Below are 20,814 nucleotides of genomic sequence, written 5' to 3' on the forward strand. Positions count from 1 at the left end.
CGGTACGGCCCGTGTTCGTCCGCTGGCCGTCCGTGGCGACGTCGTGGGTCGGGAGTCTATTCAGACCACGAGTGGCTTACCTCACGGTGTGATACGCAACTCGTCTCGACGTGCGTTTTCGTTACCGAATGATCGATTCAGAGCCCTACTTGATCCCCTGTTCGGACATATTTTGATTTGGTACGAACGGGTGACATGAGGTATGGCGTGTCGCTCCCTGAACGGCGAGAACTCGTCCAGCTCGCGGAACACGCACCGAAATCCCCCCGAAAGGGGACGCGCCCGACTCGCGGAGGGGAACACCTGTGCGGGTCCGGATCAGGTTTGTGCAAGGCTGGCGACGTGCGCGAGGAGGACAAGGGACAGCGGCTGCTCGGCCGCGTCCTCGCCGGGATCCCGGCCGACGAGTCGCCCGTGACGCACGTCGAGCACCGGCCGGCCCGCACCGCCCGAACCGCCGACTGGCCCAAGTGGGCACCGCCCCGGCTCGTAGAGGCGTTCCGGGCGCGCGGCGCGGACGAACCGTGGATCCACCAGGTCGAGGGCGCCGAGGCCGTGCACGACGGCGAGAACGTCGTCGTCGCCACCGGCACCGCGTCCGGCAAGTCGCTCGTCTACCAGCTGCCGGTGATCTCCCGGCTGCTCGACGACCCCAAGGCCACCGCGCTCTACCTCTCCCCCACCAAAGCGCTGGCCGCCGACCAGCTGCGCAGCATCTCCGAGCTGGAGCTGAACGAGATCCGCGCGGTCAAGTACGACGGCGACACCCCGCAGGCCGAGCGGGACTGGGTCCGCCAGCACGGCAGGTGGGTGTTCACCAACCCGGACATGCTGCACTTCGGCGTGCTGCCCTCCCACGGGCGCTGGGCGCAGTTCTTCCGGCGGCTCACCCACGTCGTCATCGACGAGTGCCACACCTACCGCGGCGTGTTCGGCTCGCACGTCGCGCTGCTGCTGCGCAGGCTCCGCCGGATCGCTCAGCGCTACGGCGCCGACCCGGTGTTCGTGCTGGCCTCGGCCACCGTCTCCGACCCCGCCGAGCTCGCCGAGCGGCTGACCGGGGCGCGCTGCCGGGCGATCACCGAGGACGGATCACCGCGCGGCGCGCGCACCGTCGCGCTCTGGGAACCGCCGCTGCTCGACGACCTCGTCGGCGAGAACGGAGCCCCGGTGCGCCGCAACGCCGGTTCCGAGGCGGCGCGGATCCTCACCGAGCTCGTCGTCGAGGACGCGCGCACCCTGGCGTTCATCCGCTCCCGGCGCGGCGTCGAGCTCGCGTCCCTGGCCGCGCAGCGCGCTCTGTCCGAAGTGGACTCCTCGCTGCCGGGGAAGGTCGCCGCCTACCGCGGCGGGTACCTCCCCGAGGACCGCCGCGAGCTGGAACGCTCGCTGCTGACCGGAGAACTGCGCGCGGTGGCCACCACCAACGCGCTGGAGCTCGGCGTCGACATCTCCGGGCTCGACGCCGTCGTCGTCGCCGGGTACCCGGGCACCCTGGCGTCGTTCTGGCAGCAGGCCGGGCGGGCCGGCCGCGACGGGGACGGCGCTCTCGTGGTGTTCGTCGCGCGCGACGACCCGCTGGACACCTACCTCGTGCACCACCCGCCGGCCGTGCTGTCCCGGCCGGTCGAGGCCACCGTGCTCGACCCCACCAACCCCTACGTGCTCGAACCGCACCTGGCCTGCGCGGCGGCCGAGCTGCCGCTCACCGAGGAATCCTTCGAGATCTTCGGCGGCGACGCCGCGCGGCAGGCCGTGGAGGCGCTGGCCGCCGACGGCGTGCTGCGCCGCCGCCCGCACGGCTGGTTCTGGACCGAGCGGGAACGCCCGCACCGCACCGTCGAGCTGCGCGGCTCCGGCGGACCGCCGATCGCCGTGGTCGAAGGCGAATCAGGGCGGATGCTCGGCACGGTGGACCCGGACTCGGCGTGCTCCACCGTGCACCCGGGCGCGGTGTACCTGCACCGGGGCGAGTCGTTCGTGGTCGACGAGCTCGACCTGGAGTCGGCGATCGCGCTGGTCCACGAGGAGAGCCCGGACTGGACGACCTCGCCGCGCGACGACGTGGACATCTCGGTGCTCCGCACCGTCGAGAGCAACGACACCGGGGCCGGTGTCACGACCCACCTCGGCGAGGTCGAGGTGACCTCGCAGGTAGTCGGCTACCTGCGGAAACGACCCACCGGCGAGGTGCTGGACCAGGTCCCGCTGGACCTGCCCGCGCAGACGCTGCGCACCCGCGCCGTCTGGTACACGGTGAGCCAGGAGCTGTTGATGAGCAGCGCGCCGGGGGGCGCCGGGCTGGAACCGGCGCGCATCCCCGGCGCGCTGCATGCCGCCGAGCACGCGGCGATCGGCCTGCTACCGCTGTTCGCGACCTGCGATCGTTGGGACATCGGCGGGGTCTCCACCGCGCTGCATGCCGACACCGGGGAGGCAACGGTGTTCGTGCATGACGGCCATCCGGGAGGGGCCGGATTCGCCGATCGCGGTTTCGCCGCATTGGTCCCCTGGCTGGTCGCGACGCGGGAAGCGATCGCTTCCTGCGACTGCCCGGCCGGATGCCCGTCCTGCGTTCAGTCGCCCAAGTGCGGGAATGGCAACGAACCGCTGGACAAGGCAGGGGCGGTGGCTGTTCTCGACGCGGTGTCCGCCGTGCTTCGGGGCAGCGCCGGTGGTCCGGGTGGGCTGCCCGACCAGGCACGATGAGCGCGCAGGCTGGTGCGTGCTCGCGGGGAAGCTCGTGCCGGGTCGGGCCGGGGAAGCCCTGGGCGCGGTGTCCGGACCGCTCAGCGCGTCACGGCGGCAGGACCTACCTGGTCGCTGCGAGAAGTTCCGCCACGTTCTCCGGTTGGTGATCGATCTCCAGCGCGGTCCGGAGCGCGTCGTGGACGAACTCCGGGCTGGGCAGCTGCCAGGCGCACACGTCGGGCTTGACCCGCCAGTGCACCGCTCCGCCGGGATAGGCCGACGGTGGCAGCGGAACCCAACTCCCCTTGCCGTGCAAGCGGATTCCGCTCTCCTCGGCCAGCTCGCCGTTGAGCTGACCCCCAGGGGTTGTCAGGAAGAACCAGCTACCGGTCGGGGTCGCCACGATCGGCACCGGGAACCCGCCGGCCCGCAGCACCTTGGCCGCCTGCCGTCCGGTCGCGGTGTCGACCTCGATCGCGTCGACCTGGAAACCGGTCGCCAGCAGGAGGTTGTACGGGTGGTCGTCCCACCAGGACATGACCTCGGCGAGGTCCGCCCCCAGTCGGTCCTGCCAGTCGGAGTGGACCGGGGTCGGGCCGTGCAGCTGCATGCCGCGGCGGCCGAACCACTCGCCGTCCTTCGGGAACGTTCCGGGCAACACCGACCACCCGCGCGACGCGAAGTCGATTGCCTGCACGCGCAGGTCGATCCGGCTGCTGGTCAGCCCGGCCGGGTGGGCCGGGACGCCGCGGAAGGCGCTCTGCCACCTCTCCGCAGACCATTGCATGTGCTCCGCCTCCTTGTTCAGCGGTGAGCGGCGTGGTGCTCCCTGAGATCGACCGGCCGGATTTCGGGGTTCCGGCCGATCCCCTGACCTCCTTGTCAGGTGGACCTCGGTTCGTGGCGAACCCGGGCTCGCCGCTCACACATCAAAGAAACGTCATCCGGCCCCGGGCCGTACAGACCCCTTGCGACGACCGGTCGTTCAGCGGCGACGAACGTGAGACGCGGAACACGCGCGCTGAAAGATCGGGAGTCCCACCGAACTCCGCCGGTGAAGCGTCGGCGACCGCTCCCCTGCCCGCGGGACCGCTCATCGACCGCTCGTCGTACACCCGCCGTGATACGCCCAGATCAGCGGGTTGCGGGTCCGGCGCGAGCGCGTGCGCTGGGCGGTGCCTTCCCGGCGAGCGGACCTGGCAGCTCTCCCGCGACCTCGACGCGGGCCTCTCGACCGGTCAGGGTGCAGGTGATCAACCTGGTCCGCATCCCCCTGGTCACCCGTTCGGCCTGGGCGCAGGCGGATTCGGGTCCACCGATCGCGTGGGCGGCGGCCGCCAGCGCCGCCAGGTCCGCGGCGCCCTCGGCCCTATGCCGGGCGGCGGTGGCCGCGCCGAGCTGCACCAGCCACCACAGCAGGAGCAGCACGACCAACGACAGCACCGCGGCGACCGGCGTCGCCGAACCCCGATCGTCCATCACCCCTCCCCCGGTTCCAGCACCGCGACGGCCTCGGCCCGCGCCCAGCGCGCGCTGATCCGCACCTGGACCTGATCGCCGGTGATCGCGTGCTCGTACCGCGCGTCGGCGGGCGCGAGGGCGCGCACCGCCCGCTCGGCCCGGGGCGCGTCACCCCGGGCGAGCAGGCGGGCGGCCTCGACGGCGGCGTCCTGGCAGCGCAGCTGCCCCAGCACCGCCGCGCACCCGAGCAGCAGCAACCCGAAAACCGCGACCAGCGAGCAGATCCCCAGCGCCGCCTCGACGGTCACCGAGCCCCGGTCGTTCACGTGCCCGCGCCCTGCAGGCCGCGCTGGATGATGCCGGTGAGCGCCTCCTCGACCGATCCGCTGGTCACCACCGCGTACAGGGTGGTCGCGAAGGCCACGGCGGCGAGCGTGCCGACCGCGTACTCCGCCGTGGACATCCCGGCATCGCCGGTCAGCGCGGCCCGCAGCCGCCGGATCAGGTTCCGCATCGTCGTCTCCTCATCGTGTGTGCAGTGGATCGATCGGGAGTTCTTCGAACATGCCGAGCACGACCGGCAGCACGCCCAGGCACAGGAACGCGGGCAGGAAGCACAGCCCGAGCGGCGCCGAGATCCACACGGCACCGCGTTGGGCCCGCACCTCCGCCAGCTCCGATCCGCGCGAGCGGGCGCGCTCGGCGAGCTCGGCCGCCACGTCGGCGAGCGCGCTGCCGGTGCGCGCGGTGCGCCGGGCCGCGCGGGCGAGCTCGGCGGTGCCGGGGTCGCGCAGCGCCGGTTCCCACGCGGTGGCGGCGTCGCTGCCCAGCGCCAGGTGATCGGCGACCTCGTCCAGCGCTCGGCGCGCGGTGCCGCCGACCTCGACGGCCACCGCCCGCACGATCACCGGCACCGGCAGCCCGGCCCGCATCCCCGCCGCCAGCAGGTCCCACCCGGCGGCGAGCACCAGCGGATCGGCGCGATCCGCCCGCCGCGCACGGGGTTTCGCCGGGGCGCGCTGCCGGGGCAGCCGCAACCGGTGCCGGGTCGAGGGGAGCGGCACGAGCAGCACCGCCGCGGCGAGCAGCACGAGCACCGCGCTCACGGCCGCACCACCGCTCGGGTCAGCCGCGAGCTCCACAGCACCCCGGCGATCAGCAGCGCCGCGCCGATCAGCAGGAGCAGCTGGCCGCCCGGGCCGCTGCCGAACACCGCCAGCGGCGAGGCCCCGGCGGCGTGCCCGAACACCAGCCCCAGCACCGGCAGCCCGGTGAGCACGCCCGCGGTGGCGCGCGGACCGGCCATCTTCGCCGCGACCTCGCGCCGGAACGCGGTGCGCCGCTCGACGTCGCGGCGCAGCGAGTCCAGCAGTTCGGCGAGCGCGACGCCGTTCCGTTCGGCCAGCTCCCAGGCGCGGGTCAGCCGCCGCACCGGCTCGCGTGGTCGTCCGGACAGAGGAGTGCCGGACAGGGCGGTGACGTCGCCGCCCAACCTGGCGGTCGCGGCCAGGTCGCGGAAGAGGCCCGCGACGGCCGGTCCCGCCTCGGCCGCCGCGCCTTCCGCCGCGCTCGCCGGGTGCGCTCCCGCGCGCACCTGGCTCACCAGCAGCCGCAGCCCCTCGGCGAACTCGTCGTGCAGCGCCAGATCCCGCCGTTCCTCGCGCTGCTCCCGCAGGTACCGGGCCGCGAGCAGGGTCAGCGCGAACGCCGCGCACATCCCCGCCGGACCCGCGAACACCGCTCCGGCGAGCCCGGCAGCCCAGGGCAGCAGCCGGGTCGGGCGCGGCAGTCGCAGCGGCGCGCGCGGGAGCCCGGGCAGCCGGTGGCGGCTGGAGGGCGTCGGCCAGCACAGCAGCCCCGCCGCCGCGAGCAGGGCGCTCGAGATCAGCACGGCAACGCACCTCCCCGGGATTCCAGCAGGTCGGCGAGGTCGTGACGGCCCACGCCCCAACCGGTTTCGCGTTCCCAGGCGGGCCGGACGCTCACCTGATCACCAACGCGGTGCAGCACCCCGATGGCCGCGAGGCGCCGGTTCCGGACCTGCAGCACGACCTGGACGGCCGCGGCGAGCTGGCTGTGCAGGGCGTCCCGGGACAGCCCGCCGAGCGCGCCCAGCGCCTCCATCCGCGCCGGGACCTCGCGCGGCGAGTTGGCGTGCAGCGTGCCGCCGCCCCCGTCGTGCCCGGTGTTGAGCGCGGCAAGGAGTTCACGCACCTCGGCACCGCGCACCTCGCCGACGACGAGGCGGTCCGGGCGCATCCGCAAGGCCTGGCGCACCAGGTCGCGCACGCCGATCTCGCCCGCGCCCTCGACGTTGGGCGGCCGGGTCAGCAGCCGCACCACGTGCGGGTGGCGGGGGCGCAGCTCGGCGGCCTCCTCGACGCAGACGATCCGCTCGTGCTCCCCGACCACGCCGAGCATCGCCGCCAGCAGCGTGGTCTTGCCGCTGCCGGTACCGCCGGTGATCAGGAACGCCAGGCGCCGGGCCACGATCTCGCGCAGCACCGCGCCGATCCGCTCGTCGAAGGTCCCGGCCCGCTGCAGCGCGGCGAGGTCGTGGTCGGCGGGCCGCAGCACCCGCAGCGAGAGGCACGTGCCGTCGCCGGCGATCGGGGGCAGCACGGCGTGCATCCGGACGGCGCCGGTGTCGCGCTGCGGCAGCCAGGCGTCGACCCACGGCTGGGCGTCGTCGAGCCGTCGCCCGCTGGACATCGCCAGCCGCTGGGCGAGCCTGCGCACCGAGTCCTCGTCGGGGAAGCGCACCCGCGCGGGTCGCAGCCCGTCGCCGCGATCGGCCCACACCTTCTCCGGCGCGGTGACCAGCACGTCGCAGATCTCGGGGTCGTCCAGCAGCGGTTCGAGCGCTCCCGCGCCGGAGAACTCCTGCTGCACGAGGCGCAGCGCGGCGAGCACGTCGGCGTCGGCGACCAGGCCGTCGGACTCGGCCCGGACGGCCTCCGCCACGGCGGCGGGGCTGAGCGCGGCACCGCTGCTCACCAGTCGGGTGCGCACGCGCGCCAGCAGTTCGCGGTCCACGGACATGGCGATCCTTCCCCTCCCCTGCCGCGAGAACGGCGGGACGGCATGGCCGATCGGTCGAGATCGGCTTCAGGACAACGGGTTTCAGAGCAGGGACGTCAGCGCGGGACTGGTGGCTCCGCGGCCGCGAGTTCGGCGAGCACCGCCCCGGCGGCGGTGGTCAGCGGGCCGCGGCGCAGCGCGGCGACGAGGTCTCCGCGGTCGACGGCGGCGGCCAGCCGCGGCTGCGGTCGCATCGTCGTGAGCACCGGGGCGCCCGCCGCGCGCGCCACGTCGCGCGGTCTGAGCCCGCCCGGCGACGGGCCGCGCACCACCAGCCGCACGGGACATCCGGCGCGCTCGGTCACGGTGGCGACGACGCGGGCGGCCGCGGCGCAGGCCCGCACCTCGGCGGGGACCACGACGACGGCGAGTTCGGCGTCGCCGAGCACCGGCTCGTCGGGATCGCCGGGCACCGGGCAGCGCGGCAGGTCGCACACCACGGTCGCGCCCGACCGGCGCCCGGCGCCGAGCACCGCGCGCACGCCCTCGGGCGTGAGCCCGCTGGCCGCGCGATCGCGATCGCAGGCGAGCACGGCCATCTCCCCAGCTCCGACGCGCTTGCACGGCAGGGCCTGGCGCAGGGCGCCCGCACCCAGCCGTCCGGCGCCGACCGACAGGCCGGACCAGCGCAGCCCCTCCTCCCGCTCCAGCCCGGCGACGAGGTCGAGGCCGCCGCCGAGCGGGTCGCAGTCGACCAGCAGCGACCGGCCGCCGCCGCGGGCGGCGACGGCGGAGGCCGCGGTGGCGAGCGCGGAAGCGCCCGCACCGCCGCAGCCGCCGAGCACGGCCAGCACCCGGCCCTCGCCGTCCGGGGCGTCGGCGGCGTCGGCCAGCAGCTCGATCAGCCGGCGCTCGTCGGCGGGCAGGGTCAGCACCCGTTCCGCCCCGACGTCGAAGGCGGTGCGCCACACCCGTTCGTCGGTCCGGCGGCACAGCAGGGCGACGCCGCGTCTGCGCGGCAGTCCTCGGGCGGCGCACGCGGTCGCGGTGCTCTCGTCGAGCAGCACCAGCGGCGCGGTGCGCCAGGAGGTCGGCAGCAGTCGTGGCGCGCGTTCGATCTCGCCGCCGGAAGCGGCGGCGAGCCGGGTGATCTCCTCGGCCAAGTCGGCGTCGTGCACCACCAGCAGCGGGTGCGCCGTTTCGGGCTCGGGTGATCGTGCGGCCATGGCGGACTCCCAGGATCGGGATCATTCGGAGGAAAACCACTTCCGGATCGGCCGGAAGAGGGAGCGTGGTGCCGCGAATGGCCGCTCGTTATCCAAAGTGACCGTGGCCGGTCGGACTGCCAAGCGATTTCTGAAATCTGTGGAGTAACCCCCTCGCTGTGGATAACTCGCGCAACCCGAAAGAGTTGCACGACGTCCGCACAATAAACGAAGGGAATTCACATTTTGCTCGCCCGGAAACTGTTGCGCGAGCACGGACTTCGCGCAGGTGGGAGCATCCGCGTACGAGACGACCCCCGCCAGGGGGAGGGGCGGGGGTCGTCCTAGTTCAGCTCCGGGGGGTCGAGCTGAACTGGTCCGGTCACGCCGGACTCCCCACACTGTATCCCGCTGATCCCCAGTAATGCCTCCCGTCCATTTGAGGGAACGTCTTTGCTCTCAGTGCCCGATGACTTGGCCAAAACCATTCATTCGTGGCAAGAAAATCCATCACGGCGACGAGCAACCTTCCGCACACCGCACGGTGTGTGAAGAATCGCTCTTCTGAACGGAGACCCCGCACAACCTGTCCGGGGTCCGGCGGAACGAGCGTCGAAATGCCGCCCGCGCCCGGCTCAACTCCCCGCGCCCGGCTCGTATGCTGTCCGCGTGACCGAGCCCGCGAACCCCGCCGCCGCTCCCGGACACCGGGTGGCCGCGTTCTTCGACCTGGACAAGACGATCATCGCCAAGTCGAGCACGCTCGCCTTCAGCCGCCCGTTCTTCCAGGAAGGGCTCATCAACCGCCGAGCGGTGCTCAAGAGCGCCTACGCGCAGTTCGTGTTCATGCTCGCCGGCGCCGACGCCGACCAGATGGACCGGATGCGCGCCCACATCACCTCGCTGTGCGCGGGCTGGGACGTCGACCAGGTCAACGCCATCGTCGAGGAGACCCTCCACGACATCGTCGACCCGCTGGTCTACAAGGAGGCCACCCAGCTCATCGCCGACCACCAGGAGCAGGGCCACGAGATCGTCGTGCTCTCGGCGTCCGGCCAGGAGGTGGTCGCCCCGATCGCGAAGCTGCTCGGCGCCGATCACTGGTTCGGCACCCGCATGGTCGTCTCCGAGGGCCGCTACACCGGCGAGGTCGACTTCTACTGCTCGGCGGAGAACAAGGCCGTGGCCGCCCGCGAGCTCGCCGAGGAGCACGGCTACGACCTCGACGAGTCCTACGCCTACTCCGACTCGATCACCGACATGCCGCTGCTGGAGGCCGTCGGCAACCCCACGGTGGTCAACCCCGATCGCGGCCTGCGCAAGGAGGCCGTCCAGCGCAGCTGGCCCTCGCTGGCCTTCGAGCACCCGGTCTCGCTGCGCGCCCGCATCCCGACCCCGTCCCGCGCCGCGGTGACCGCCGCGGGCGTCGGACTCGGCGCCGTCGCGGCCGCCGGCGCCACCTGGTGGGGCGTGCGCGCCTGGCGACGTCGCCGGTGACCGCCGAGCGTGACCAAAGACCCTGGTGGTCACCCTCGCGGTTCGCCCCGAAGAACCCTTGCAGTGACGGGCATCACCGTCTACAAAGGGAGGTGCGGACCCTGTTTGGCCAGGGACGTTACGGAGGAGAAGTAACGTCCACCCCTCTCAGGCTCCGCGCGCGAGACTTGGAGCACCCACGCGTCGCCGCAGATAAGGCTGTCGTGCACAGGGTTGCGTCACCGGGACGCCGGACGCCTAGCCCGAAAGTTACGACGAGAGAGCACGCTTGGTAACCCAGGACCTCGCGCGAGGGGGCGGCGCCCGAGACCGGGCGCCGCTCTTTTTGCGCGCAGCGGCGGCCGGGCAGCGGAATCTCGCCCCGCTCGGACCGATCCAGAACGTTGACCTCCACATTCATGGTGAGTAATTTCCTACTTCCACTGGACTTGTGGTGAACAGTTCTCGTCTTGGAGGCCGATGTGGCGTGGCGATCCCCGACCCGACGTGCCGTGATCGCGTTGAGCGCGCTGGCCGTCGGCGCCGCCGCACTGACCACGACCGGGAGTGCCCTGTCCCCCGAAGCCCCGAGAGCGCGGACCGCTGACGAACTGCTGCAGCAGATGACGCTGGAGCAGAAGGTCGGTCAGCTCTTCGTCACCTACGCCTACGGCCGCACGGCCGACACGCCGGACCCGGTCAACCGCGAGGAGTTCGGCGTCGACACCCCCGCGCAGGTCGTGGAGAAGTACCACCTCGGCGGCATCATCCACTTCACGTGGTCCAACAGCCTCTACGACCCGAAGCAGATCGCGGAGCTGTCCAACGGGCTGCAGACCGCGGCGACCAGCTCGGGCGCGCGGGTGCCGCTGCTGATCTCCACCGACCAGGAGCAGGGCCAGGTCACGCGGATCACCGAACCCGCCACCCAGCTGCCCGGCAACATGGCGCTGGGCGCGGGCCGGGACCCGGTGGCCGCCGAGCGGTCCGCGGCGATCACCGGCCAGGAGCTGCGGGCGATGGGCCTGAACATGAACTTCGCGCCGAGCGGGGACGTCAACGTCAACCCGGCGAACCCGGTGATCGGCGTGCGCTCCTTCTCCTCCGACCCGGCGCTGGCGGCGCAGTTCACCGCCGCGCAGGTGCGCGGCTACGAGGACGCCCAGCCCGCGGGCGAGGGCGTGTCGGCCTCGGTCAAGCACTTCCCCGGCCACGGCGACACCAACACCGACAGCCACACGGCGCTGCCGGTCATCGAGCACGACCGGCAGCAGTGGGAGCAGCTGGACGCGCCGCCGTTCAAGGAGGCCATCGCGGCCGGCACCGACTCGGTGATGAGCGCGCACATCGTGGTCCCCAAGCTCGACGACTCCGGCCGGCCGGCGACGCTGGCACCGAACGTGCTCACCGGGATGCTGCGCCAGGAGCTCGGCTATCAGGGCGTGGTGTTCACCGACTCGCTGCAGATGGAGGGCGTCCGCGAGCAGCACCCGGACGCCGAGATCCCGGTGCTGGCGCTGCAGGCCGGTGCCGACGTGATGCTGATGCCGCAGAACCTGCAGGTCGCCATCGACGGCGTGATCGCCGCGGTCCGCGACGGGCGGCTGACCGAGCAGCGCATCGACGAGAGCGTTTCGCGGGTGCTCAAGCTCAAGGAGCAGCGGGGCGTGCTGGCCGACCCGTTCGTCGACACCGGCCAGGTCGACTCGGTGGTCGGCAGCCGCGAGCACCTCGACGAGGCCCAGCGGATCACCGATCCGACCACGACGCTGCTGCGCAACGACGCCGCGCTGCCGCTGAAGTCGCCGGGCTCGGTGTTCGTCACCGGCGCGAGCGAGAAGGGCACCCGGGCGCTGTCGGACTCGGTGCGGGCGCGCGGGCCGCGCAGCTCCGCGCTGGCCACCGACCTGCAGCCGACGCCGGAGCAGATCGGCCAGGCCGTCGAGCGGGCCAAGGCCAGCGACGTCGCGGTGGTGCTCACCAACGCCGCCTGGAACCCGGACAACGCGAGCCAGCTCGACCTGGTGCGGGCGCTGCAGCAGACCGGCAAGCCGGTGATCGCCGTGGCCACCCGCGACCCCTACGACGCGGCCTACGCCGACGTTCCCGCGTGGATCGCGAGCTACTCGGACAAGCCGGTGGCGATGGAATCGGTGGCCAAGGTCCTCTTCGGCGAGACCGCCCCGAGGGGCAAGCTCCCGGTGCCGGTCCCCGAGCCCGGCAAGCCGGGCACCGACCGGTATCCGTTCGGCTTCGGCCTGGGCTGGTGAGCGGCGTGAGCGGCATCGGCAGGCGGCGCTTCCTCACCGCCTCGGCGCTGGCGGTCCCGGCGGTCGGCGTGGCGTCCAGCTCGGCGTGCGCGGCCAAGCCCGCGCAGATCGAGCCCGGGCAGGTGCGCACCGGCGCGGACGTGCTGGCAGGGCGGGGCTTCTCGGACCTGACCGGGCGCAGGCTGGGCATCGTCACCAACCCGACGGGCGTGCTGTCGACGCTCGATCACCTGGTGGACGTGATGCACGCCGGCGGCGAGCTCGACATCGCGGCGGTGTTCGGCCCGGAGCACGGCTTCCGCGGCACCTCGCAGGCCGGCGGGTCGGAGGGCGACGTCCGCGACCCGCGCACCGGGCTGCCGGTCTACGACGCCTACGGCGTCGACGCCACCAAGCTCGCGGAGCTGTTCCGCAAGGCCGGCGTGGAGCAGGTCGTCTTCGACATCGCCGACGTCGGCGCCCGCTTCTACACCTACATCTGGACGATGTACACGGCGATGCAGGCCGCGCAGCAGCTCGGCCTGGGGTTCGTGGTGCTGGACCGGCCGAACCCGATCGGCCCGCTGGTCGCGGGCCCGACCCTGGACCCGCGCTTCGCCTCCGGAGTCGGCGAGCTGCCGATCGTGCAGCAGCACGGCATGACCGTCGGCGAGCTGGCCCGCCTCTTCGACCGGGTGCACCTGCCCGCCCCGCTTCCGGAGCTCAACGTCGTCCGGGTCGAGGGCTGGTCGGGGCGCACCGCCGACACCGGCCTGCCGTGGGTGCCGCCGAGCCCGAACATGCCGACCCGGGAGACCGCCGCGGTGTACCCGGGGACCGGGTTGTTCGAGGGCACGACGTGGTCGGAGGGGCGCGGCACGACGCGCCCGTTCGAGATCCTCGGCGCTCCCGGCGTCGACTGGCGGTGGGCCGAGGAGCTCAACGGGATGTCGCTGGAGGGCGTGCGGTTCCGCGAGACCTACTTCGTCCCGACGTTCTCCAAGCACGCCGAGCAGACCTGCGGCGGCGTGCAGCTGCACCGCACGGGCGAGCTCGACCCGATCCGGGTCGCGGTTGCGATGTTGGTCACAGCCCGACGGCTCTATCCGCAGCTCTTCGGCTGGCGCGAGGATGGGATGGTCGACAAGTTGTCCGGTTCCGACCGGTTGCGCGGCATGGTGGACGCGGGGGCCGACGTCGACGAGATCACCGATTCCTGGCGGCAGGACGTCGTGAACTTCCGCAGGCAACGCGATCCCTACCTGCTCTACCGCTGAGGGGGCTGACTTGGGCAAGACCGCGCTGGCGGCCGTGGCGCTGCTGTCGTTGACCGCGCTGGGCGGCTCGGCGGTGGCCGGGCAGGGACGGGCGGCCGGGCACTTCGACCGGCCGCAGGACGGCTTCGCGCCCGCGACGACGCTGCTGCAGGACGGCACGCCCTCGGGCATCGGCCTGGACCCGGCACCGATCGACGACGCCTGGGCGCAGCTCGCGGCGTGGACCGAGAAGACCCCGGACGCCGAGCACCCGATGTACGCGGGCGCGGTGGGGCTGCTCGCGCACGACGGCGTGGTGGTCAGCCGCACGGCGGCGGGCAAGGAGCTGCGCTACGCCGACGGCAACGGCACCGAGCTGCCCGCGCAGGACCAGGAGCCGATGCGGCCGGACACGATCTTCGACGTCGCCTCGATCAGCAAGCTGTTCACCTCGATCACCGCGCTGCAGCTGGTCGACGACGGGAAGATCGCGCTGCACGACCGGGTCGCCGAGCACCTGCCGGAGTTCGCGGTCAACGGCAAGCAGGACATCACCGTCGAGCAGCTGCTCACCCACACCTCCGGGCTGCAGGCCGAGGTGCAGCTGTGGAAGCTGCCGCCGGAGCAGCGCATCCCGTCGGTCCTGGCGCTGACGCCGGAGCACCCGCCGGGCACGCACTACGAGTACTCCGACCCGAACATGATCACGCTCGGCGTGCTGGTCGAGCGGGTCACCGGGCACCCGCTGGACCAGGTGGTCCAGGAGTGGATCACCAAGCCGCTGGGGATGGCCGACACCGGCTACAACCCGCCGGCCTCGAAGCTGCACCGGATCGCGGCCACCGAGTTCCAGGCCGACCCGCCGCGCGGCATGGTGCGCGGCCAGGTGCACGACGAAAACGCCTGGTCGCTGGGCGGTGTCGCCGGGCAGGCCGGGGTGTTCTCCACCGCCGACGACCTCGCCAAGCTCGGCCAGGCGCTGCTCAACGGCGGTTCCTACGACGGCACCCGGATCCTGTCGCAGAGCACCGTCGAGAAGATGCTCACCGACTTCAACGGCGAGTTCCCCGGCAACGCGCACGGATTGGGCTTCGAGCTCGACCAGCGCTGGTACATGGCCGGGCTGAGCGCCCCGCGCACCGCCGGGCACACCGGCTACACCGGGACGTCGCTGGTCATCGACCCGGCGTCGCGGTCGGTGGCGGTGCTGCTGACCAACCGGGTGCACCCGTCGCGGGAGTGGGGCTCGAACAACCGCGCCCGCCAGGCGCTGGCGCAGGGCATGGCCCGGGCGCTGGCGGTGTTCCCGCGCGAGGGCCGCGAGTCGTTCTACGCGCCGGGTGCGGGGACGCTGACGAGCGCTCCGCTGGGGCCGGTGAACGGGCCGCTGAAGGTGTCCTTCGACGCGTTCGTCGACACCCAGCGCGACTCCGACGGCACCGACGCGCTCACCGTCGAGTCCAGCGCCGACGGGGTGACCTGGCGGCCGGTGCCGCTGACCGCGTCCGGGCCCGGCGCGCCGGCCGGCCCGCAGCAGGGGCTGTCGGGGTCCGGGCACCGGGCCTGGTGGCAGGTCGACGGCGAGGTCCCGGCGGCGCCGGGCGAGAAGGTGCAGCTGCGCTGGCGCTACGGCCTCGACGAGCAGTACGAGGGCCGGGGCGTGAACGTCGACGGCCTCAAGGCCACCGACGAACGCCGCACCCTGCTGGACTCCGAGCGGGATTCCACCGAGCTGCACCTCGACGGCTGGACCGCCACCTCGCGCTGACGGCTTTTCCCGATATTTCCACTGGTCAGGAAGCTGGGAGGACCAGCTTCCCGGTCTTGTCGGTGGTCACGCACAACGAGCAGACGATCTTGCCGGGCTCGGCGCTGGCGAGCACGTCCGGCCGCTCGAACTCCTGCGCGCAGTAGTCGCAGGTGTAGGCGGTCGCGACCGGGGTGCCGCTCGCGTCGAAGCGGGGCTCGTCGATGCCGTCGTCGGTGCGGCGCAGGTAGAAGCGGCCGCGGGTGACGATCGCCATCACCGGGGTGAGGACCACGGCGATGACCACGGCGGCGATCGGCGAGTAGGGCTGGATCGCGTCGCCGAAGGCCCCGAAGTACATCGCGATCGAGATGATCGCCGAGGCCAGGAAGGCCGTGACGCCGACCGGGTTGACCGCGTGCAGCATCCCGCGCCGGAACTCCGGTTCCTTCGGGGACAGCTTCAGCACGAACTTGTTGATCATGATGTCGGCGGCCACCGTGCACACCCACGCGATCGCGCAGTTGGCGTAGAAGCTCAGCACCGAGTTGAGGAAGGCGAACATGTTCGCCTCCATCAGGATCAGCGCGACCGCGAGGTTGGCCAGCACGAACACGATCCGGCCCGGGTAGTGCTTGGTGACCCGGGTGAAGGAGTTCGTCCAGGTCAGCGAGCCGGAGTAGGCGTTGGTGACGTTGATCTTGACCTGGCTGAGCACCACCAGCACCACCGCCAGCGGGATCGCCAGCCAGACCGGCATGAACAGCTCGTAGATGCCCATGAACTGCTGCACCGGCTCGGTCGCCGCGGCCCCGGCGGCGCCCATGATGAAGAACGCCAGGAACGCGCCCGTGGCCTGCTTGACCGCGCCGAACACCACCCAGCCCGGCCCCGCGACCAGCGTCGACAGCCACCAGGACCGCTTGTTCGCCTCGGTGCGCGGCGGCATGAAGCGCAGGTAGTCGATCTGCTCGCCGATCTGCGCCATCAGCGACAGCGCCACGCCCGCGCCGAGCATCACCGAAGCGGCGCTGAGCCCGCCGCCGGACTCGCCGGCGAAGGCGAGCCAGCGGCTCACCGAGTCCGGGTCGACGATCACCAGGTAGCCGATCGGGCCGACCATGAGCAGCAGCCACAGCGGCGTCGTCCACACCTGCAGGGTGCTGAGCGCCTTCATGCCGTAGACGACCAGCGGCACCACGACCAGCGTGGTGATCAGGTACCCCAGCCACAGCGGCACCCCGAGCCCGGCGTGCAGGCCCTGGGCCATGATCGCGCCCTCGGTGGCGAAGAAGATGAAGGTGAAGCTGCCGAAGATCACGCTGGTCAGCACGGATCCGTAGTAGCCGAACCCGGAGCCGCGGGTGATCAGGTCGAGGTCGATGTTGTAGCGGGCGCCGTAGTAGGCCAGCGGCACACCGGTCACGAAGATGATCAGCGCGGCGACCAGGATCGCCACCAGCGCGTTGAGGGTGCCGTAGCTCAGGCCGATCCCGGCGCCGATCGAGAAGTCGGCGAGGTAGGCGATGCCGCCCAGCGCCGTCGTGGCCACCACCCCGGGCTTCCAGCGCCGATAGCTGCGCGGGGCGAAGCGGAGCGTGTAGTCCTCCAGCGTTTCCCGCACCGCCTGGTCCTGCGACGGGTCCTTGCGCGGTGATTCGACGACCATCCAGTCCCTCCTCCGGTCGAACGCGCGTGCGGCCGGAAGTGTCCGCGCCGGATGTTTCCGGAGCCGACGGCTCGCGTTTCTGTCAGATGACAAGAACGCCGCGACGCGCGCGGGCGGAGGAGGTGTAGATGTCGACCGCGGAGTCGGGCCGTTGGGCCCGCCCGAACTCCGGTCCCGTGGTGCAACCTGAACCCAGGCGGGGCCCGTCTACCCCACGGATACCCTGACGAGATGCATTGACCTGCACGAGAATCGGTTAGTAAGTTTCCCACATGGCCACTTCAGAGATCTCCACCGAATCGAGCGAGGGCAGCCCCCTCGTCAAGATTCGCTCGCTGCTGCCCGGACTCGCTCGGGCCGAGCAGCGCGTGGCCAACATCGTGCTCGCCGACCCGGCCTCGATCTCGCGCCGCAGCATCACCGAGGTCGCCGAGGCCGCGGGCACCAGCGAAACAACCGTCACCCGGTTCTGCAAGGCGATCGGCGTCGGCGGGTACCCGGACCTGCGCATCGCCCTGGCCGCCGACACCGCGCGCACCTCGACGCGCGACCGCGAGCTGGGCGGCGACATCGGACCCGACGACGGCATCGGGCAGATCATCTCCAAGGTCGGCTACGCCGACGCCAAGGCCGTCGAGGAGACCGCGGGCCAGCTCGACGCCACGTCGCTGAACGCGCTGGTCGACGCCGTGGCCACGGCGCGCCGCGTCGACGTCTACGGCGTCGGCGCCAGCGCCTTCGTCGCCCTCGACCTGCAGCAGAAGCTGCACCGCATCGGCCTGGTCAGCTTCGCCTGGTCGGACACCCACAACGCGCTGACCTCGGCCGCCGTGCTCGAACCCGGCGACGTCGCGATCGGCATCTCGCACACCGGAGCCACCACCGAGACCGTCGAGGCGCTGCGCGAGGCCAAGCGGCACGGCGCCACCACCAGCGCGATCACCAACTTCGCGCGCTCCCCGATCACCGAGATCGCCGACCACGTGCTGACCACGGCCGTGCGCGAAACGACCTACCGGTCCGGCGCCATGGCCAGTCGGATCGGGCAGCTGACGGTGATCGACTGCCTGTTCATCGGCGTCGCTCAGCGGCACCTGGAGCAGACCAGAACGGCGCTGGAAGCGACTCGCGATGCGGTGTCCGGACATCGCCTCGACAGTCGTCCCGACAAGCGCCGGCACCGAGAGGCCTGACGGCTCATCGCGAGCGGCCTCGCACAACCGAATCAGGAGGCATGAATTTGAGCCGGGATCACGCGATTCGCGTCGCTTCGCCGACCGAGCAGACCAACCCGCACACCCGCGACATCGACCTGCTGCCGACGCTGGACGTCCTGCAGCTGTTCAACCGCGAGGACCGCACCGTCCCGGAGGCCGTCGGGCGCGTGCTGCCCGAGCTGGCCGAGGCCGTCGACCTCGCCGTCGCGGCGCTGCGCTCCGGCGGCCGGGTGCACTACGTGGGTGCGGGGACCTCGGGCAGGCTGGCCGTGCTCGACGCCGCCGAGCTGATCCCGACGTTCAACGCCCCGCCGGACTGGTTCGTCGCGCACCAGGCGGGCGGGCCGGACGCCTACCAGCGGGCGGTGGAGAACGCCGAGGACGACGAGGACGCGGGCGCCCGCGAGATCCGCGCGCAGGGCTCGGACAAGGACTTCGTGCTCGGGCTGGCCGCGTCCGGCCGCACCCCGTACGTGATCTCGGCGCTGACGGCGGCCAAGGAGATCGGCGCCAGCACCGCGCTGCTGACCTCGAACCCGAACCCCGGCCCGGTGCCCGCCGACGTGGTCATCGCCGCCGACACCGGCCCGGAGCCGATCAGCGGCTCGACCCGGATGAAGGCCGGGACCGCGCAGAAGCTGGTGCTCACCTCGTTCTCCACGGCGGTGATGATCAAGCTGGGGCGGGTCTACTCGAACTTCATGGTCAGCATGCTCGCGACCAACGCGAAGCTGCGCGGCCGCACGATCACCATCCTCCAGGAGGCCACCGGCGCCTCGGAGGACGAGTGCTCGGATGCGCTGACCGCAGCGGGCGAGGACCTCAAGACGGCCCTGGTCCACCTGCTCTCCGGCGCCGACGTCGAACGCTCCGCAGCAGCACTGGCCGTCGCCGACGGCCACGTCCGAGACGCCCTCCGCAGCCTGCGGGGCTGAGAGCGGGTCAGCCCATCGCCTTGGCGACCACCTGGAACGCCTCTGTCATCAGGTCCCAGAATCGCGCCTGGTCCAGCACCGTCGGGACCAGGGCGTTGCGGGTCTCGGCCTTGAAGTCGGTGACCGTCATGCCCGAGGTGAACCGCCCCTGGGTCTCGACGTCGACGCGGGCGGGCACGGCGTCCATCAGCGTCGGGTCGATCAGGTAGGCGATCGCGCACGCGTCGTGGATCGCCGGGCCGAGCTCCTGGTAGTCGGGGAACCGGCCGTAGAAGTCCAGGCACGGCGTGAGCAGCTCGGACTCCAGCCTGCCGAGGCCCTCGAAGCGCGCGCGGACCTGGGCGTTCGCGCGGGCCTGGTGGGTGAGGTCGAGGCCGATCATCACGGTCGTCCAGCCCGCCTCGAAGACGACGGCGGCGGCCTCCGGGTCGGCCATGATGTTGAACTCGGCGGCCGGGGTCCGGTTGCCGCGCGTGTAGGCGCCGCCCATGATCACGAACTCGGCCGCCCACTCGACGATCCGCGGCTCCTTGCGCACCGCCAGCGCGATGTTGGTCAGCGGACCCGTCGCGACCAGGCTGATCTCGCCGGGAGCGGCGGCCAGCGTCTCGATGATCAGGTCCACCGCGTGCCGCGGGTCCAGCTCGCTCGCGGTCTCCGGCAGCACGACCTCGCCGAGGCCCATCACGCCGTGGACGTTGCCCGCGTTGATGCCCTCGCGCACCAGCGGCCGCCCGGCGCCGCGCGCCACCGGCGCGGTCATGCCGTAGTAGTCGCGCAGCCGCAGCGAGTTCTCGGTGGTGAACTCCAGCGGCACGTTGCCGCCGACCGCGGTGATGCCCACGACGTCCAGCGTCGGGTCGCCGTGCGCGAGCGCGATGGCCAGTGCGTCGTCGATGCCCGGGTCGCAGTCGATCAGGACCTTCTTCACCGTCATCCCTCCTGGACCGCGTCGGCGATCGACGCCGCCTCGCGAGCACCGGACTCCAGCGCGGTGCAGCAGTGCACGATCCACGCCGCGACCGCGTCCGGGTCGCCGGTGGCGAAGCCCAGCGCGCGCTCGGCGTAGTCCTCCTGCCTGCGGAAGTAGGCGACCTCCGGCACGACCAGGCCCTTGGGGTCCAGTCCGCTGCCGATGACCGCGAGCCGGGCGGCGGCGCGGGCTATGACGCCGTCGGCGTGGCCGAACGGGGACAGCGCGAGCAGCTCACCGTGCACGACGGCGGCCAGCACCGGTCCGGCCCCGTGCGCCTCGGGGTCGGTGATGATCTCGCTTAGCAGGTCCAGCCGTTCGGAGATCACCGGGTCGGCCTGCGGTCGGCCGAGCTGCTCGGGGTCGTCGACGAGGTCGCTGGCGGCGAGCAGGTGCATCCGCGCCAGGGCCTGCCGGGGAGCGCGCTGCCAGGTGGGCAGCAGCGTGCCCATCGCCTCGGCGACGCGCAGCGACCCGGCGAGCAGCGGATCGCTGACCTCGCCGGAATCCGGGATCTCGGTGGCACCGCCTGCGACGGCGGCCGAGGCGCGGGCCGCGCGCACCGAGGCCTCGGCGGCGGTGGCGGGCCAGCCGCGCCGGTTGGCCGGGTGCCGGTGCACCTCGTCGATCGCGGCGCGGGCGGAGGCGACCGCGTCGGTGACCCCGTCGAGTTCGAGCAGCGGTGCCAGCGATGGCTTGTCGTTCACGGGTCCAGACGCTACCGGCCGGTACCCGAAACCCCGGCGCGCGGCCCGCGTGCGAGTTGTGCCACAGTTGCGAGCGCGTTGCACCTCGTGGACGCTGCGTTACCGCTGGGCAACGCAGCGGAACCAGGTCCGGATCGGACGGTGACGGCGCGTGTTCGGTCCGATGCGACCGATTGGTCTGAACCAATAAAGCGAAACCTCTGTTGC

Annotated in this window: 18 protein-coding genes; 7 read left to right on the forward strand and 11 right to left on the reverse strand. The window is 72.3% G+C overall.

All coding sequences use genetic code 11. The features are described from left to right. The first annotated feature begins 342 nt into the window (after positions 1 to 342). Entirely contained in the window at positions 343 to 2,709 is a 2,367-nt protein-coding gene (locus tag REH65_RS16085) for a DEAD/DEAH box helicase (RefSeq protein WP_406693028.1), read from the forward strand. 103 nt (positions 2,710 to 2,812) lie between these two features. On the opposite strand, the gene REH65_RS16090 is transcribed toward REH65_RS16085, so the two are convergent. The 8 genes from REH65_RS16090 to ssd all read right to left on the reverse strand — a co-directional run bounded on the left by REH65_RS16090 (position 2,813) and on the right by ssd (position 8,399). Continuing rightward, the gene (locus tag REH65_RS16090; protein WP_281459050.1) at positions 2,813 to 3,478 is read right to left on the reverse strand and encodes a bifunctional DNA primase/polymerase; all 666 of its coding nucleotides are present in this window, start codon (positions 3,476 to 3,478) and stop codon (positions 2,813 to 2,815) included. Positions 3,479 to 3,825: 347 nt separating this feature from the next. Beyond that, positions 3,826 to 4,170, reverse strand: coding sequence for an Rv3654c family TadE-like protein (locus tag REH65_RS16095; protein ID WP_281459049.1), 345 nt, complete (start codon positions 4,168 to 4,170; stop codon positions 3,826 to 3,828). Next, positions 4,170 to 4,478 carry a TadE family type IV pilus minor pilin gene (locus REH65_RS16100; RefSeq protein ID WP_281459048.1) on the reverse strand — a complete coding sequence of 103 codons (309 nt, stop codon included), beginning with the start codon at positions 4,476 to 4,478 and terminating at the stop codon, positions 4,170 to 4,172. The genes REH65_RS16095 and REH65_RS16100 overlap by 1 nt, the downstream gene beginning before the upstream one ends. Beyond that, complete coding sequence (locus REH65_RS16105; protein ID WP_093415620.1) at positions 4,475 to 4,666, reverse strand: DUF4244 domain-containing protein; 192 nt, start codon at positions 4,664 to 4,666, stop codon at positions 4,475 to 4,477. The genes REH65_RS16100 and REH65_RS16105 overlap by 4 nt, the downstream gene beginning before the upstream one ends. Before the next feature lie 10 nt (positions 4,667 to 4,676). Beyond that, positions 4,677 to 5,258 carry a type II secretion system F family protein gene (locus REH65_RS16110; RefSeq protein WP_406693029.1) on the reverse strand — a complete coding sequence of 194 codons (582 nt, stop codon included), beginning with the start codon at positions 5,256 to 5,258 and terminating at the stop codon, positions 4,677 to 4,679. Next, positions 5,255 to 6,043, reverse strand: coding sequence for a type II secretion system F family protein (locus REH65_RS16115; protein ID WP_406693030.1), 789 nt, complete (start codon positions 6,041 to 6,043; stop codon positions 5,255 to 5,257). The genes REH65_RS16110 and REH65_RS16115 overlap by 4 nt, the downstream gene beginning before the upstream one ends. Beyond that, complete coding sequence (locus REH65_RS16120) at positions 6,037 to 7,194, reverse strand: TadA family conjugal transfer-associated ATPase (RefSeq protein ID WP_406693031.1); 1,158 nt, start codon at positions 7,192 to 7,194, stop codon at positions 6,037 to 6,039. The genes REH65_RS16115 and REH65_RS16120 overlap by 7 nt, the downstream gene beginning before the upstream one ends. Positions 7,195 to 7,289: 95 nt before the next feature. After that, a complete protein-coding gene (ssd, locus tag REH65_RS16125) occupies positions 7,290 to 8,399 on the reverse strand; it encodes a septum site-determining protein Ssd (RefSeq protein ID WP_406693032.1) in 1,110 nt (369 codons plus the stop codon). Between the two features lie 648 nt (positions 8,400 to 9,047). Here ssd and REH65_RS16130 point away from each other — a divergent pair. The 4 genes from REH65_RS16130 to REH65_RS16145 all read left to right on the forward strand — a co-directional run bounded on the left by REH65_RS16130 (position 9,048) and on the right by REH65_RS16145 (position 15,127). Then, positions 9,048 to 9,875, forward strand: coding sequence for an HAD-IB family hydrolase (locus REH65_RS16130; RefSeq protein WP_281459043.1), 828 nt, complete (start codon positions 9,048 to 9,050; stop codon positions 9,873 to 9,875). Between the two features lie 491 nt (positions 9,876 to 10,366). Next, complete coding sequence (locus REH65_RS16135) at positions 10,367 to 12,124, forward strand: glycoside hydrolase family 3 protein (RefSeq protein ID WP_406693033.1); 1,758 nt, start codon at positions 10,367 to 10,369, stop codon at positions 12,122 to 12,124. Positions 12,125 to 12,129: 5 nt separating this feature from the next. Next, positions 12,130 to 13,380 (forward strand): exo-beta-N-acetylmuramidase NamZ domain-containing protein, encoded by a 1,251-nt coding sequence (locus REH65_RS16140; RefSeq protein ID WP_406693178.1) that lies wholly within the window; start codon positions 12,130 to 12,132, stop codon positions 13,378 to 13,380. A gap of 10 nt (positions 13,381 to 13,390) precedes the next feature. Beyond that, positions 13,391 to 15,127: a serine hydrolase domain-containing protein gene (locus REH65_RS16145; RefSeq protein WP_406693034.1), complete on the forward strand. Its 1,737-nt coding sequence runs from the start codon at positions 13,391 to 13,393 to the stop codon at positions 15,125 to 15,127. Positions 15,128 to 15,152: 25 nt separating this feature from the next. On the opposite strand, the gene REH65_RS16150 is transcribed toward REH65_RS16145, so the two are convergent. After that, positions 15,153 to 16,775 (reverse strand): purine-cytosine permease family protein, encoded by a 1,623-nt coding sequence (locus tag REH65_RS16150; RefSeq protein WP_406693035.1) that lies wholly within the window; start codon positions 16,773 to 16,775, stop codon positions 15,153 to 15,155. A 272-nt stretch (positions 16,776 to 17,047) separates the two neighbouring features. Between REH65_RS16150 and REH65_RS16155 the strand changes: the two genes are divergently transcribed. Next, positions 17,048 to 17,968 carry a MurR/RpiR family transcriptional regulator gene (locus tag REH65_RS16155; protein ID WP_281459039.1) on the forward strand — a complete coding sequence of 307 codons (921 nt, stop codon included), beginning with the start codon at positions 17,048 to 17,050 and terminating at the stop codon, positions 17,966 to 17,968. Between the two features lie 41 nt (positions 17,969 to 18,009). After that, positions 18,010 to 18,927 carry an N-acetylmuramic acid 6-phosphate etherase gene (gene murQ, locus REH65_RS16160; protein WP_406693036.1) on the forward strand — a complete coding sequence of 306 codons (918 nt, stop codon included), beginning with the start codon at positions 18,010 to 18,012 and terminating at the stop codon, positions 18,925 to 18,927. A 7-nt stretch (positions 18,928 to 18,934) separates the two neighbouring features. On the opposite strand, the gene REH65_RS16165 is transcribed toward murQ, so the two are convergent. After that, positions 18,935 to 19,858, reverse strand: a complete 924-nt coding sequence (locus REH65_RS16165; RefSeq protein ID WP_406693037.1) for a nucleoside hydrolase — start codon at positions 19,856 to 19,858, stop codon at positions 18,935 to 18,937. A gap of 2 nt (positions 19,859 to 19,860) precedes the next feature. Further along, complete coding sequence (locus REH65_RS16170; protein ID WP_281459036.1) at positions 19,861 to 20,607, reverse strand: oxidoreductase; 747 nt, start codon at positions 20,605 to 20,607, stop codon at positions 19,861 to 19,863. Positions 20,608 to 20,814: the final 207 nt, after the last annotated feature.

The sequence above is a fragment of the Saccharopolyspora sp. ID03-671 genome, assembly GCF_045278815.1.
In the GTDB taxonomy this organism is placed as follows: domain Bacteria; phylum Actinomycetota; class Actinomycetes; order Mycobacteriales; family Pseudonocardiaceae; genus Saccharopolyspora; species Saccharopolyspora ipomoeae.

What these genes read in the sequence shown, in the direction of transcription:
- REH65_RS16090 (WP_281459050.1), bottom strand. Translation starts at nt 3,478, where the DNA reads ATGCAATGGTCTGCGGAGAGGTGGCAGAGCGCCTTCCGCGGCGTCCCG.
- REH65_RS16095 (WP_281459049.1), bottom strand. Translation starts at nt 4,170, where the DNA reads ATGGACGATCGGGGTTCGGCGACGCCGGTCGCCGCGGTGCTGTCGTTG.
- REH65_RS16105 (WP_093415620.1), bottom strand. Translation starts at nt 4,666, where the DNA reads ATGCGGAACCTGATCCGGCGGCTGCGGGCCGCGCTGACCGGCGATGCC.
- REH65_RS16120 (WP_406693031.1), bottom strand. Translation starts at nt 7,194, where the DNA reads ATGTCCGTGGACCGCGAACTGCTGGCGCGCGTGCGCACCCGACTGGTG.
- ssd (WP_406693032.1), bottom strand. Translation starts at nt 8,399, where the DNA reads ATGGCCGCACGATCACCCGAGCCCGAAACGGCGCACCCGCTGCTGGTG.
- REH65_RS16150 (WP_406693035.1), bottom strand. Translation starts at nt 16,775, where the DNA reads ATGGTCGTCGAATCACCGCGCAAGGACCCGTCGCAGGACCAGGCGGTG.
- REH65_RS16155 (WP_281459039.1), top strand. Translation starts at nt 17,048, where the DNA reads ATGGCCACTTCAGAGATCTCCACCGAATCGAGCGAGGGCAGCCCCCTC.
- murQ (WP_406693036.1), top strand. Translation starts at nt 18,010, where the DNA reads ATGAATTTGAGCCGGGATCACGCGATTCGCGTCGCTTCGCCGACCGAG.